The following is a 13,697-nucleotide window of genomic DNA, read 5'->3' as shown; positions in this document are numbered from 1 at the left end:
TCCACGCTGGCCTCCTGCCACCAGCAGGAAGCCTGAATCACAACGAGCCTGCAAAGGGAATCCCCGCCGAGTCAGTTCGTGTGGAAACCGCTCTAAGGAAGGAAATGGCCATGTCGGCCGCCTTGCGACCTGTCTCTGCGCACGCCTGTGTGCCGCCATCGCCTTCAGAAATGACCGCATCGCCAACGTTCCAGAGGTTCGCGACGGGCGTCGCCTGATCCATCGCATATCCTGCGCGGGTCCGGCTGCCGACCATCCTTTCCGCCAGCAGCACGCGCGCAGATGCGAAGGCCGGATACTCGCGCTGCAGTTCCGCCAGGGCAGATTCGATCTGCGCTGCGTCGTCCATCCGGTCACCGGGCTGCGGCACGGCATAGGCGACATACATATGCCATCCCGGCGGCGCCAGTTCGGGACAGGTCAACGTCATGTCGCCGACCGTGCACAGTCGCTGCGTATCGGCCAGCGTGACCAGCCCGGCGCTTTCGATGATCTTTTCTCGCGAGGCGAGATAGAGATTATAGATCGTCGTCGGCTTGATCCGGCGCGCAGCCAGGGCAGTGTACTCCTTACCCAACGCCTCGGCCCCGACCAACGCGATCGTGCCGGTGACGCCGGTGTTGCTGATCACCGCCCGTGCCCCGATGAACGTGCCGCCGTCTGATCCGGCAACGATTACGCCGCGCGCAAGACCGCCCTCGACAACGATCCTTTCGACTGTCGTTGCCAGTCGGATTTCTCCGCCTCTCGCGCGAATGACATTCGCGACATCCTCCCACACGCCAATGGTTCCGCACGGACAATAGCCGAATGGCACCGAAGCGCTGCGCGCAAAGAAGGACAAGAAGGTCCGCGCCGGAAGCTCGGCCGGATGGACTGCGAAGAGCACGCCGCACAGGTTACGGAAAAGGCCATGTACGGTCTGGTTGCGGGTAAAGCCGTTGAGCCATTCCTGCGTGGTCTGCGATTCCTCGGGCAATTCCCCATGGCGTGCCTGCGCAAAGGTCTGGCCAATCCGCGCCGCAGCCTTGGTCAGGCTTCCCAGCAAAATGCCGAGCCCTCCCTTCCCTGCCGCGACCGAGCGCCCACCGACGCGGAACGTCGTGCGCGGTTCGGGAATCCTGACGTCAAGCGCGATGCCAAGGTCATCCAGGATGTCCTGCATCACACCGCCGGTCTTCAGCGCGATGGCCCCCGTGTTCACGGTGAACCCGTCGATCTGATAAGATGTGGCGCGCCCGCCTACCCGCTCGCCATCGTCGAGCAGGAGCACCGCAAAGCCCTTTGCGGCAACACAGGCCGCTGCGAACAGTCCCCCGGCCCCCGCTCCCACGACGACAACATCATAGACCTTCATGTCCGCAAGTCCCCAAACGAACGGGCATGGCTTCTGCTCTGGCGGAAGCCGCCTGTACCTTTACGCGCCCGTCTCGCGTACGCACCGGAAGGCGATCGTCCCAAGCGGCCCATAATCGAAGAAGAAGTTGTCGCCATGAGCGCAGGGGATGACCGAGGTGAACGAGCCGCCCAGCACGATCTGCCCCGCTTCCAGCCGTTCGCCATGGGGGAACAGCTTGTTGGCAAGCCAGGCTGGTCCGTTGATGGGGTTGTTGAGCACCGCTGCCGCGACACCGCTCTCCTCCACCACCCCGTTGCGATAGCCTATGCCCGCAACCCAGCGCAGATCGAGCGTATCAGGCCGCACCGCGCAGCCACCAAGCACGACCCCTGCGTTGGAGGCGTTGTCCGAGATCGTGTCGAATACCTTGCGGGTTCGTCCGGTGGCAGGGTCAACGGGCTGAATTCGCTGATCGACGATCTCGATTGCCGGAGTAACAAAATCTGTCGCGTTCAGAACATCGTAGATCGTGCATTCCGGCCCTTCGAGGGGGCTCTTGAGAACGAACGCCAGCTCCATTTCAACGCGCGGCGCAATGAACTTCGTCATGTCGAGATCACCACCGCCCTCGAAGAACATGTCGTCCAGCAAGGTTCCGTAATCCGGCTCGGTGATGTTTGACACGCGCTGCATCGCGCGGCTCGTCAGCCCGATCTTGTGCCCCTTGATGCGGCGACCGGCAGCCAGCTTGAGCTTCACCCACGCGCGCTGAATCCGATAGGCGTCGGAGACGGTGATATCGGGATAACGCAGGGAAAACTGCGGTATCTGCACCTTGGTGCGCTCGGCCTCGTCCAGCTCGGCTGCAAGTGCCTGAGCGGCGGCGTCGGTTATCACGGGTTCAGCCATGGCGATGGATGATCGTCTTGCTGGTCGATAGTTCATGCATGGCGGCAAATCCCTTCTCTCGTCCATGGCCAGAACGCTTTACCCCGCCGAACGGCAATTCAATGCCACCGCCCGCGGCAAATCCGTTGATGTATACCTGCCCCGCCTTGATCTTGCGGGCCAGACGCATCGATCGGCCTCCGTCTTTCGTCCACACGCCCGCAAGCAGACCGAACTCGCTGTCATTGGCCAGACGCAGGGCATCGGCCTCATCCTCGAACGGAATCACGACCAGGACGGGCCCGAAAACCTCCTCCCTTGCGATGATATTGTTCGGGTCGACCGGACCGTAGAGGCGCGGGCGGACGAAGAAGCCGTCCTTGGGCGCATCTTCGGCGATCGAACCTTCTGCAATCAAGGTCAGATTGTCGCTGTCGGCCTGGGCACAGAAGGCTTCAACGCGATCGCGCTGGCGTGCGTTGATGACCGGCCCGGTGTCGAGGTTCATCTCCGGCGTGCCTGCCTGCAACTTCGCGAATGCGTCAGCCAAAGCTCCCACCAGCCGTTCGAAATGTGCGTGCTCCACCAGTACGCGTGACCCCGCCGAACAGGTCTGTCCAGCATTCTGGACAATGCCGTTGACGATTGCCGGCACTGCCACTGACAGGTCCGCATCGCCGAACAGCAGGTGCGGCGACTTGCCGCCCAATTCGAGCGTGCAACCGATCGCGCGCCGGGCGGCGGCGATCTGGATCTGCTCTCCGACGCCCGGACTGCCGGTAAAGGCGATATAATCGATATCGGAGTGGTTGCTCAGCAGTTGCCCGGTAACGCTTCCCCGCCCCGGCAGGACGCTCAACGCACCTTCGGGAAAGCCCGCTTCGACCGCCAGTTCCGCCATGCGCAGCACCGACAGACAGCCATCCTCCGCCGGCTTGACGACGGCAGCGTTGCCCACTGCCAGCGACGGCGCGACATTGCGGCCGAACATCTGCGCCGGGTAGTTCCATGGGATGATGTGCGCCACTACACCGTGCGGCTCGCGCTCGGTGGCGACGAAGAACCCCTCGTGGTAGGGGATCGTCTCGCCATGGAGCTTGTCCGCCGCGCCGGCGTAGAACTCGAAGTAGCGCGCCGTCGCGCGAATGTCGGCCATCGCCTGTCCATTCGGCTTACCTGTGTCCCGCGCCTCGATCGCCGCCAGCTCGTCGGCGTTGTCGAGAATAAGGGTTCCGAACCGGGCAAGCAGCCGACCGCGCTCATAGGCCGCCATTCGCCCCCATGCCCCCTCTTCCAGCGCATGCCGTGCCGAGCGGACCGCTTCGTCGACCTGCTCGGCTGCACTTTCGGCTAGCCGAGCGAACACCTCTCCGGTTGCCGGATTTACCACGTCAACCAGATAGGCGTCGGGCGAGGCGACCACCTTGTTGTTCAGGAACGCACCGTATGCCGCAACACCGGCCATTGAAAACCCTTTCATACGTGGGGCGCACCCAGTCTGGCGTGCTGCCCCGATGCCGCGAATTCAGCGGCCCAGCAGGAACTCGAGATTGGCCGGATTGAAAATGTCCGGCGCTTCGAAGTGCGCCCAGTGCTTTACCTTTTCGATGGTCAGCGTTCGCACATTGGGGGCAAGTTCGGCGATCCGCTTGCCCGTCGTCGTGTAGTCTGGGTTGTCATCGGGGGCGAGGATGATGAAGATCGGCTTGTCGACGCCGCGCCATTCCTCCTCGGTAACAAGGTTGCGTTCCCGGACATCTGCGTTCTGCAGGACGAGGATGTTGTTCATCGCCATCTTCATGTTCGGTTCGCGATAAATCGCCTGTCGCACCTGAACCAGATCGGCCAGACGATCTTCCTCCTTGTAAAGGATCGAATTGAACACCGGGCGGATGTTCTCCCATGACGGGTCGTCGACTGCCGCGTTGCGCACGCTCTTGGTCCGCGTCATGGTGGCATTGTTGATGATCAGGCCCGAAGGCGCGAGGAGCGTAACCTTTTCCACCCGTTCGGGGTGATCGACAACAAGGCGGCTGGTGACCCATGCACCCAGCGAAACGCCAATGAACGATGCCTTTTCGATCCCCAGGGCGTCCATGAAGGCGAGCACATGGTTGACGTAGAAACCGATCTCATAGGGCTCGTCGGGACGATCGCTGAACCCGCTGCCCGCCATGTCGATGGCAATGCAGCGAAAATGCTCGGAATGGCTGGACAGGGTCGCGCAGAAGCACTCCCAGCTGCTGCCGGTCCCGTGGATCATCAGCACCACCGGCGCATCCTTCGGCCCTGCCTCCACGTAGCGCGTCCGTATTCCGCCCGCATCGACATAGTTCTGGCAGAAGGCCAACTTCATCAGATGACCCCAGATGCTGCGGTGTTCGTAACCCTCGCTCATGCGTCCTCCAAAAAGGCTGTCGCACAGCCCATTCCCGTTATCCAGGTCGGCACCGGGGCGTAGGCGATGGACTGCACGCCTGACCCCCAGGCGCCCAATGCCGCGATCCATGCGCGGATCTCCTGCCCACCGGGCCCGGCCTTATCCAGTAGAGTGGCGTTGTCGATGCCCAGCACCGCCTCGATGTCACCCGCCTTCAGGCAGTCCAGCAGCCAGCGATCCCACTCTTCGTTGATCGGACCTGTGCCGCCCTTCGCGCGACGGCCGAGCGACGATGCTTCGCGAGCGGCGTTGAATTCGGCAGAGCGAGTCCGGCCATTGATGACATAATCGCGCGTTTCAGCCGAAACTTCCGGATCGGAAGGGGAAACCGAGGGAGGCCAATGCGATAAGCCGCCCGAACCCACAATGACCGCCCGCCCGGCACCGTCGTAGGCGCGCAGCGCATGCCCCACGCTTCGCCCAAAAGCATGACAGCGCGCCAAGGTCGGTAACGGCGGGCCGCCGGTGCTGATCATGACCGGCAGTACAGGTATGTCGAGGGTGGGGGTGAGCGCAGCAAGCGGCTGTGACATACCATGATCGACACCCATGTTGTAGGACAGCGCTGGGTCGAACCCGTCGGCCGCCACACGATCGGCAACGGACCGCGCCAGCGCCGGATCGGACGGCAGTTCCCCCTTGGGCGATCCGAAGTCGCCAAAGCCGCTGACACGATCCACACCGATGCAGAAGGACGGCATAACATCGAAAAAGAAGTTGCGCGCGTGATCGGGTCCGAACACCACCATTATGTCCGGGCGTGCGGCAACCACCATGTCGCGAGCCGCAAAGACTGCATCGACATAGGCCTTTGGAGCCCCATCCACGGGGCCGAGGTCCCAGGATGGCGAATGCGACATTGTCACCATTCCGACAATCTGCATGCGTCCTCCTGATCACCGTGGCTTGGCGCGTTCCGCGCCTGTTTTTACGACACGCTGTGGAAGCTGTTTTGCACATTGCCCCAACCTGGCGTCCCAGCGCCATTAGGAATTCCTTTGGGCTGCAAGCCGATGTTCCTATTGTTGCGGACGATCCGTGGTGGCATCGTGGTATGCAAGCGGCCAACGGAATGGGGTGATTGGCGCAATGCAGAACAAACTGAAACAGGCACTTGCGGACGGAAAGCGCCAGATCGGTCTCTGGATCGCGCTGGCCAACCCCTACACAGCTGAAATTTGCGCAGGTTCCGGTTTTGATTGGCTTTTGTTCGATGGAGAACATTCGCCGATCGACGTGCCGGTCCTCGTCTCCCAGCTTCAGGCTGTATCCGGCGCCGGTGTCGAAGTCGTTGCCCGTCCACCCATTGCCGAACCCTGGATCATCAAGCAGTATCTCGACATCGGTATTCGCAACTTGCTGGTTCCGCTGGTTCGCGATGCCAACCACGCAGCCGATATTGTGCGCATGACGAAGTATCCCCCAGAGGGCATCCGCGGCGTCGGCGCCGGCATCGCGCGCGCCTCAAACTGGAACCGCAACAATCAATATCTGGCGGAAGCGAACGATGGAATTTGCCTCATCGTCCAGGTCGAAACGGTAGAGGCGCTGAACGATCTCGAAGCGATCGTCCGAACTGATGGCGTCGATGGCATCTTCCTCGGCGCGGCCGATCTGTCGTCGGCGCTGGGCTACCGGGGGCAGCCCACCCATCCCGACGTCGTCCGCCGCATTGAGGAGGCGATCGCACTCATTTGCTCGTGCGGCAAGGCGGCGGGTGCGCTGACGGCCAATATCGACTCCGGCAAGCGCTATCTCGAGATTGGCTGCACCTTCGTCGGAGTGGGCAACGATGTCGGACTGCTGGCAGGTGGCGCGGATCGCTTGGCTGCAGCTTATGGCCTCAATGCCCCTTCCCGCGGTCCGCAGACCGGCCCGTACTAGACGGCCGGAGCAAGCTTCGTCCGAGCGGAAAAAAGGCCAGGCCCGGGAGGCATGCCCACCCCCCGGTCCGGCATCATCCTGCATAGCATCGCGCGCGACGATAGTCGGCGAATGTCTCAGCCAGCCCCTCCGCTGTGAGGCCGTACTCCTCCGGCGCCACCCGCTGCAACGACTTCGACTGACGGGGGTGGGCGGCCAGCCAATCCTGCATCGCCTCCTCCGTCTGTGGCGACAGTGTCAGACCAAAGTGATCGTATATCCGGCGCACGACGCCGATCTGATCGCGCATGAAATCGCCGAACTCGATGTCGATGGCATGGATCTCTCGCCGTTGCCTTGTCTCCTGGGCCCGGCGGAGCGCCTCGGCCCAAAACTCAGCCTCCCGGGTGCCGATCGCCGCCTTGTCGGGCTCGCCAGGCAGGAAGATACGCCGAACGCTGCGAATCGTACCTGCGACGGACGGGATCGACTGCACCGGGTCCCGGTGGGTCTGCACGATCAGCGCGTCCGGAAAGACGTCGAGCACACTGTCGAGCGAGAACAGGTCCGTGGGATTCTTCGTCAGCCAGCGACGGTCAGGTTCGTTCATGCCGATCAACCGCAAGACATCGGCAACGTAACGGAAATAGGGCCTCTCGTCGACCGACCGGAACCACCGATCATAGTCCGGAACGCCGAAAGCCGACGGGAAGATGTTGGAACAGAATGTCTGGCTTTGCAGCAGGAGCGTTTCGTCCGCCTCATCAGCGGCTTGATTATGATGCTCAATAAGTTCTGGTGAAATTTCCATCTGTGCGTCGAGGATACCGGCAAGCTTGCGATAGATCGGATTTTCGGCCCAGGTATCGCGCGGGGGCCGGGGCATGGGGGCCATGGTGAGCCAATGCTCCGGCACCTGGAACTGGGGATCGATGGATAGCAATTTGTGCAGTATCGTCGTGCCTGAACGGACGAGCCCGGCGATGATAATCGGCTGGCGGATTGTGACGGTGCTGTAGCCTGGATTTTCGGCAAAGCCCTTGTGTGCAAGGAGCCGGGCATCCAGAAAGGCACTGATCTGCGCCACCATGCCCTGATAGGACGCGGCGTCAAGATTAAGCGCGTTGGCGGAAACAGCGAGTTGCTCCAATCCCTCGCGCCAATTGGTGCCGAAATCGTCATGTCCCGCCCGGGCCGCCGCAGCTGCGCAAAGGCTGTCGATATCGAGCCCGCCTTCAGGCGCTGCGTCAGTTTTGGTGGTCGTCATGCTGGTATCCTTGTCAAACATGGTTTGATGTCGTGCCGTTCGATCGCAAAACTCGCGCCCGAAGCTCGCGCGGCGGTAGCTTTGCCGGTTCTCTGACCCTGTTGCGGATGGTCGCCCAAGCAGATTAAACCTGGCGGCATCATTCCAGAAACCGCGCCCGATAGGGATCGAATGCGCGAGAATGCACGGCCCATTCAATGCCAAACGGCTCAAACGTATAACGCCTGCGGCCATAGCGGTCCGCGCTATTAGCGGGGTTCGCCAGCCATTCGCGCATCCCGGCCTCGCTTTCAGCGGTAAACGCGATCTCCGCGTGATCGTAGAACCGATGCAATGACGCAATCGGGTCCTGTACCATGTCGGCGAAGGGCAGATGCACGATCCGTGGATCGTCAAGTGCGGGATCATCGGCGAGCGCGGCAGCGGATCGCTTGAAGTCTTCAATCAGGAATTGGCCCATGTCACGGCGCGTAACGCCGCCACTGTTGATCCCGTCATAGACCGAAGCCACGATCGCCATGATCGATGGCATGAATTCGGCTGGCTCGCGATGAGGAAAGATGCACCGTGCGTTGGGGAATGCTCGCAACAGAGCCGGCATATATTTTTGGTGGGCCGTTCCCTTCATCACCCAGCGTTTGCGAGGCGCGCGCCATTGCTGATGCTGCATGAAGCGGCGCAGGAACCCGTATGCCCGGTCCGGATCATCGAGCTCGAACATAACGGCTAGCACAGGCGCATCGTAAAGCAGCGTGGGATAGGCGTTCGCGAAATCGATGGTGAATATCTCGTCGTCCTCGATCAGGGCGAGCGCGCCTGCATCCCAATACGGATGCAGCGGCAAATTGCCCGGACAGCGCGCCACGTAGCGAAACACATCATCCTCGGCGGCCCGCAGCCTATACAGCGACATTGGCCCGTCCCCGGGCGGCGGCGAAGGCTCCCGTATGCGCCACGCGGGCATCGCGCGATTGGCAGGATCCGCAGCAAGAAGAGACTGGAGCAAGGTCGTGCCGGTACGCGCGAAACCCACGACGAAAATGGGGGCTTCGATGTCTTCATCCAGTATCTCTGGATGACGGGCTATATCGGCCTCTATCCCCATTCGCCGAGCGAGGTTCTTCACGATCTGACGCCGTGTGGCGATCATCTGGTCGGCAGTGAACGCGGCCTGTTCGCGGAAAAGGCGCACTAGGGCGTCAACCCGCTGATGCAGGTGGGCATCGACCGCACTATCGATGCCCACTGCGATTTCTGCCGATTCGATGATCGAATCCGTGTCGAGCAGGTGTGTCGTGCTCATCATGCTCCCCTGAGGATATTTACCTGGCCCATTCAAATGCGGGCGTAGCGCTCGGCGACTTGTCGCATCCGCTCGGCAATCTCAGCGGTGCGTTGCTCGGCGGTCGCCCGCCTCATGCCCGCCGGCAAAGATGCATCCAGATCCCGCAACTTTACGATACGGCTGGTTATTAGTGGTTCCTTTTCCAATTCGGTAGGAAGCCCCTGTAGCCGAACATTCAGCACCACGTTGTGCAGGCCGGCGGTGTCTATCCAGTTGTGGACGCCAGGATCCTGTCCGCACACGACGTAGGTGACCGTTCCGTCTTCGTTGAGCGCGCTTTGGGCGGTATTGCGGCTTGATGTGATCTGCCCGTAGTCCATCGTGATCCACCAATAGTCCTGGCAGATGACGCTGAAGTAATTGACACCGCATGGGTCAAAGGTCAGTATCATCGCTTCATCGTCGGCAAGGATTGCCGACGCCGCATTCCCCCGCTGCGTTGAAAGGCCACCCGCTGTGTCGGACTTGATGAGTTGCGGAAAGGCATTGGGGCTGCCATGGATGTATTTGAGGTACCAATAGACCTGCGGCACACTGTCGATGATCAACTCTGCGGCTCGTTCAGCGATCTGCTGGTCCGTCATAGGCGGTGCGTCCGGCGGATCGAGACGCTGGATGCGCATCTCGTTCGGCTGCTGGTCCCAGTCACCAAGGGAATCCCTCACGAAGAGCATGACCGCCCCGGGGCGGGACTGGATGTGATTGGGTTTGCCATTTGCAGGATCGGGCCCGATCGTTATGACGAACCTTCCGTCCGGACCGTATTCGAGTGAACTGCCCTCAAGCCCCGCCAACGTCTTGGTCATTTCCCAATTGCCGACAAGTGTGAAAGTCACATCGGATGGACCATACGCCGCGCGACGACCCTCCAGGCGAAAGTTCGCCTTCCCGTCGATCGGGATCAATCGATAGGCATTGTCGCAGTTATCCCCGTTCACCCGCGATCCCGGAACGTGAATGCCATGCCACTGGTGCGGCATCGCATAATTCAGCATAACCTCGGGATAATTCGGGTCAGCATTCGCGGCCTTAAGCGCGTTGTTGAAGACATATTCGTCCATCATGGCATCGAAGCTGGACCATGCCTCGTCGGGAGGATCATCCCGCAAAACCCAACGAAACCGCATAGCCGCGAGTTGACGCGCGCGCACCACCTGTGGCGACTGGATAGTCCGTAGGGCTCTGGCGAGAATCTTGTCCCGATAGGAGCTGACGTCATGATCAGACACTTGTTCGACAACATCTTTGGCCGACTCGACCGCTTCTCGAACGAGAAACTCAACCCGTGTGCCATCCGCGTCCGTGTCTTCGGTATGGCGCATGCTGGGCCAGGCGGCGCCAAGCGCCTGCATTGCCGCAGCAGGCGTCTCCGCCTCGACTTCGTAGCGTGCGATAAAGCCACCGGTGGCGTTTTCGTTCTCACCCAGTTGGCGATCCAGCGTCGCCGACTTGAAACCTGGTAAAGTTAGAACATCGCTTAGATGATAGCTTTTATACCAATCGCGATAGGCTACCTCGCGACCGACGACCGCCTTGGAAGTAACTTGCATGATGAAGCGCATCAGACACCTACTCCCCTGCCCCTCTTTCCGCTCGACGGCGAAGTCAGGACTTTCACATTTACGAGACTATTATTTTAAGACAAGAAGAGATCGAACTGACGGCCATAGGTCGCCAGAACCGATGACCACCAACCCTCGATCGCCTTCGCGCATCGGCTTAACCAGAGCATCGGTCTTAACTACGTCGTCATTGTAGCGCCCATCCATCAGCTAGTTACCCGGCGAGAGACTTGGTCGACGGCCCCAATACGGGTGGCTGTCGCTGGTCTCTTTTGGTTTCCACCCGGCCCGCCCCTGGTGACGGGCCGGGTGAACGATCCACTTAATTGCCGCCGCCGCCGAAGGGGACTTTCACATCCAGCCCCACCACCCGTGGCTCCGCGAGCCAACCGACGAGCAATCCGACGCCGTTGAACGCCGACTGGTTCGCATTGTAACGTTCGTTCGTAAGATTTCGCCCATATACCGAAAATTCAATGCCACTATTCTTTTCGGTTACAGTGATACGCGCACCGACCAGCGTTATCGGCCGATAGGTTGTTACTTCGAGAATAGCGCCTGTTCCCGGATCACGCAGCGGAGCCGTGCTATCAAACATTCGTCCGCGGTAGGACACATCGCCGTGGAGCCTCGCATCGATATTTGACGACACCGGGATATCGATGTTCACACCCCCGTTAAGCGACCACTTGGGTGTCTTGATGATGAAACGCACATCCGGCGCGAGCGGGTTTTTTGATTTGCCATCAAGATAAGCAAGGCCGCCATCCAACGAAACGAACCGGGAAGCCTGCAAGGTCGCATCGAGTTCAACACCCTTGACATTACGTACACCAATGTTCTGCGTTACGTTGTATGAAACAAGGGTGTTGGGATCGACCTGACTCACCGTTGTCTGCACGTCGCTACCATGTGAGTAGAAGACGGCGAGATTTGTGCGCAACTTGCGATCAAACCAGATCGCCTTCAGCCCCCCCTCATAGTCGGTCACGAATTCAGGACGAAAGGACGCGAAGGCAGGTAGGGCGGTAACACGCGAATTGAAACCGCCCGCGCGGAAACTCCGGCTGGTGCGCAGGTACACCAGTTTGTCTGGGTCGATTTGGTAGTTGATCGACGCCGTATAGGCCCAATCTCGGAACGTCCGGTTCGACAGTAGCGAGCATGGCGGTACGAACCCCGGCGTAGTGTCGATCCCGGGGAAAGTCGAGAACAGGCAAGTCTGTGCCCCGCCCAGCGCCAAATTATACGCAGACTGATTTGCCTTACGCTGGTCAATTGTATAGCGCGCGCCTGCCGTGACCGACAAGCTATCGCTCAGATGGTAGGTGCCCTGTGCAAATACACCATAGGAGGTATTTTTACCGGTGCCGGTATCATAGGTCCCGCTACCACCGCTGAAGGACACCAGCGCGCTGAGAACCTTTGGATTGTTGAGCTGGAACGCCTTTTCGGTATAAAACAGACCGCCGGCGCTCCATTCCAACTTGTCATCAAAGAGCTGACCGTTGAGGATTAGCTCTTGTGAGAACTGAGTATTATGGTTCGTCTGCAGCGCATCCAGAATGTGGAAACGGCTTCCATCGACTTCATAGGTGTAATAAGAGTCGGTCTGGCGATAAGCCGTGATGGACTTGAGGTTCGCGAAGTCAAGATCTATGTTCGCCGTCGCCATCACGCCCCAGGTCTTAAGATCGGTCCTTGGGTTGGGTGAGCCGGCGTTCACATAGCTGAACTGCCCCGTCGCTGGATTGAAGGTGGCAGATGTGCCGAAATTAGCACCCGTATTGATCCGAAGGTCAGAGCCAAAGACCGGACGCCCGCCTTCACGCGTCGCGATATTTTGGATTATCGCGTTGCCCGCTGCGAAATCGGCACCTAGGCCGGACTCAAGCGCAGCTTCAAGTGCGGGAAACGGGCTGTTCTGAGGGTTGTAGCTTACGATATATGCAGGTGACGATCCACCAGTAGTACGCGAATAATCACCCTGTATACGAACGTTCGTACCACCGTTGGGTTCCCAAAGTAAGGACCCGCGGATGGCAAAATCCTTCATCTTGTCTATCGGGTCGCCAGTCACCACGTTCGTTGCGTATCCATCGCGCTTGTCGGAATACTTTGCGGCGATGCGTGTCGCGACCGTCTCACTGAGCGGAACGTTCAGTACACCTTCGAGGATGTAACGGTCGAAACTTTCGTAACCCGCTTTGCCATAGCCGCCGAGATTAAATGTCGGTTGATTGGAAAGAATTCGGATCGCGCCACCCGTTGTGTTCTTGCCAAACAACGTACCTTGCGGCCCCTTAAGCACTTCGACGCGGGACACGTCCAGCAAGCTCGTCAGCGAACCCGATGAGCGCGCGATGTAAACGTCGTCGAAATAGACACCGACGGATGGATCGATCGTGGGCGAAGCATCGGTCTGCGTCTGGCCGCGAATCTGGTAGATGGCGTCGCCGGCTTTAAAGAACGGCTGGATCTGCACGCCTGGCGCGAGCTTGCTGACAGTTGTAAGGTCGGTAACACCCACGTTCTGCAGGGTGGTCTCCGATATGGCGGTAACAGCAATAGGGACCTTTTGCAGGGACTCACTCTTGCGCTGCGCGGTGACGATGATATCTTCGACGCCGGTGTTCTTCTGTGGTACGCTACTGGTCTGTGCAATTGCCGGCATGGCCGTGGCCAATGCAATCGCGCTGAGGCTCGTGCGGAACGCGAGATCCCATTTATCCATGACACTCCTCCCCTTCATCTATTATTTGTCGATGATGGAAGAGTTGATCGCATACCGCTGGCTTCTGTTGTTAGCGGATATCTTTCGAACCTACCATTGGTGGTTTCGATGGCCGCGTCTTCGAATTCATGAGTTGCGACATTGTCTTGGCGAGTCGGTCCAGTACACCGTGGTAGCGGAAGCGGTATTCGTTGAGCGCCAGGCCCTGAAGCTCCATGCCGGCAGAAGCCAGTCTGTGGCGGACAGCAAACAGGAACGA

The 13,697-nt window shown here is 60.0% G+C and carries 10 protein-coding genes; 1 reads left to right on the top strand and 9 read right to left on the bottom strand.

Going from position 1 to position 13,697, the window contains the following annotated elements; all coding sequences use genetic code 11:
* Positions 1-37: 37 nt before the first annotated feature.
* Genes GGR39_RS15155 through GGR39_RS15135 form a run of 5 tightly spaced genes read right to left on the bottom strand, consistent with a single transcriptional unit; the run spans position 38 to position 5,551 of the window.
* Positions 38-1,357, bottom strand: coding sequence for a phytoene desaturase family protein (locus GGR39_RS15155; RefSeq protein ID WP_183618170.1), 1,320 nt, complete (start codon positions 1,355-1,357; stop codon positions 38-40).
* Positions 1,358-1,417: 60 nt separating this feature from the next.
* Positions 1,418-2,248 carry a 2-oxo-hept-4-ene-1,7-dioate hydratase gene (gene hpaH, locus GGR39_RS15150; protein WP_183618168.1) on the bottom strand — a complete coding sequence of 277 codons (831 nt, stop codon included), beginning with the start codon at positions 2,246-2,248 and terminating at the stop codon, positions 1,418-1,420.
* Positions 2,241-3,692, bottom strand: coding sequence for an aldehyde dehydrogenase family protein (locus GGR39_RS15145; protein ID WP_183618166.1), 1,452 nt, complete (start codon positions 3,690-3,692; stop codon positions 2,241-2,243). Before GGR39_RS15145 ends, hpaH begins: the two co-directional genes overlap by 8 nt.
* Positions 3,693-3,752: 60 nt before the next feature.
* Positions 3,753-4,625, bottom strand: coding sequence for an alpha/beta fold hydrolase (locus GGR39_RS15140; RefSeq protein ID WP_183618164.1), 873 nt, complete (start codon positions 4,623-4,625; stop codon positions 3,753-3,755).
* Positions 4,622-5,551 carry a DODA-type extradiol aromatic ring-opening family dioxygenase gene (locus tag GGR39_RS15135; RefSeq protein ID WP_183618162.1) on the bottom strand — a complete coding sequence of 310 codons (930 nt, stop codon included), beginning with the start codon at positions 5,549-5,551 and terminating at the stop codon, positions 4,622-4,624. The genes GGR39_RS15140 and GGR39_RS15135 overlap by 4 nt, the downstream gene beginning before the upstream one ends.
* A 205-nt stretch (positions 5,552-5,756) precedes the next feature.
* Here GGR39_RS15135 and GGR39_RS15130 point away from each other — a divergent pair, with 205 nt between their 5' ends.
* Positions 5,757-6,551 carry an aldolase/citrate lyase family protein gene (locus GGR39_RS15130; RefSeq protein ID WP_183618160.1) on the top strand — a complete coding sequence of 265 codons (795 nt, stop codon included), beginning with the start codon at positions 5,757-5,759 and terminating at the stop codon, positions 6,549-6,551.
* A gap of 73 nt (positions 6,552-6,624) precedes the next feature.
* On the opposite strand, the gene GGR39_RS15125 is transcribed toward GGR39_RS15130, so the two are convergent.
* The 4 genes from GGR39_RS15125 to GGR39_RS15110 form a co-directional block, all read right to left on the bottom strand.
* A complete protein-coding gene (locus GGR39_RS15125; RefSeq protein WP_246388775.1) occupies positions 6,625-8,031 on the bottom strand; it encodes a sulfotransferase family protein in 1,407 nt (468 codons plus the stop codon).
* Entirely contained in the window at positions 7,937-9,100 is a 1,164-nt protein-coding gene (locus GGR39_RS15120) for a sulfotransferase family protein (RefSeq protein ID WP_183618158.1), read from the bottom strand. The genes GGR39_RS15125 and GGR39_RS15120 overlap by 95 nt, the downstream gene beginning before the upstream one ends.
* A 32-nt stretch (positions 9,101-9,132) precedes the next feature.
* Positions 9,133-10,704 (bottom strand): hypothetical protein, encoded by a 1,572-nt coding sequence (locus GGR39_RS15115; protein ID WP_183618156.1) that lies wholly within the window; start codon positions 10,702-10,704, stop codon positions 9,133-9,135.
* A 322-nt stretch (positions 10,705-11,026) separates the two neighbouring features.
* The gene (locus tag GGR39_RS15110; RefSeq protein WP_183618154.1) at positions 11,027-13,438 is read right to left on the bottom strand and encodes a TonB-dependent receptor; all 2,412 of its coding nucleotides are present in this window, start codon (positions 13,436-13,438) and stop codon (positions 11,027-11,029) included.
* Positions 13,439-13,697 lie beyond the last annotated feature (259 nt).

This window comes from Novosphingobium fluoreni (assembly GCF_014196615.1).
Lineage (GTDB): Bacteria > Pseudomonadota > Alphaproteobacteria > Sphingomonadales > Sphingomonadaceae > Novosphingobium > Novosphingobium fluoreni.
The sequence above is the reverse complement of the archived record's forward strand: the minus strand, read 5'-3'. Positions and strand labels throughout refer to the sequence as shown.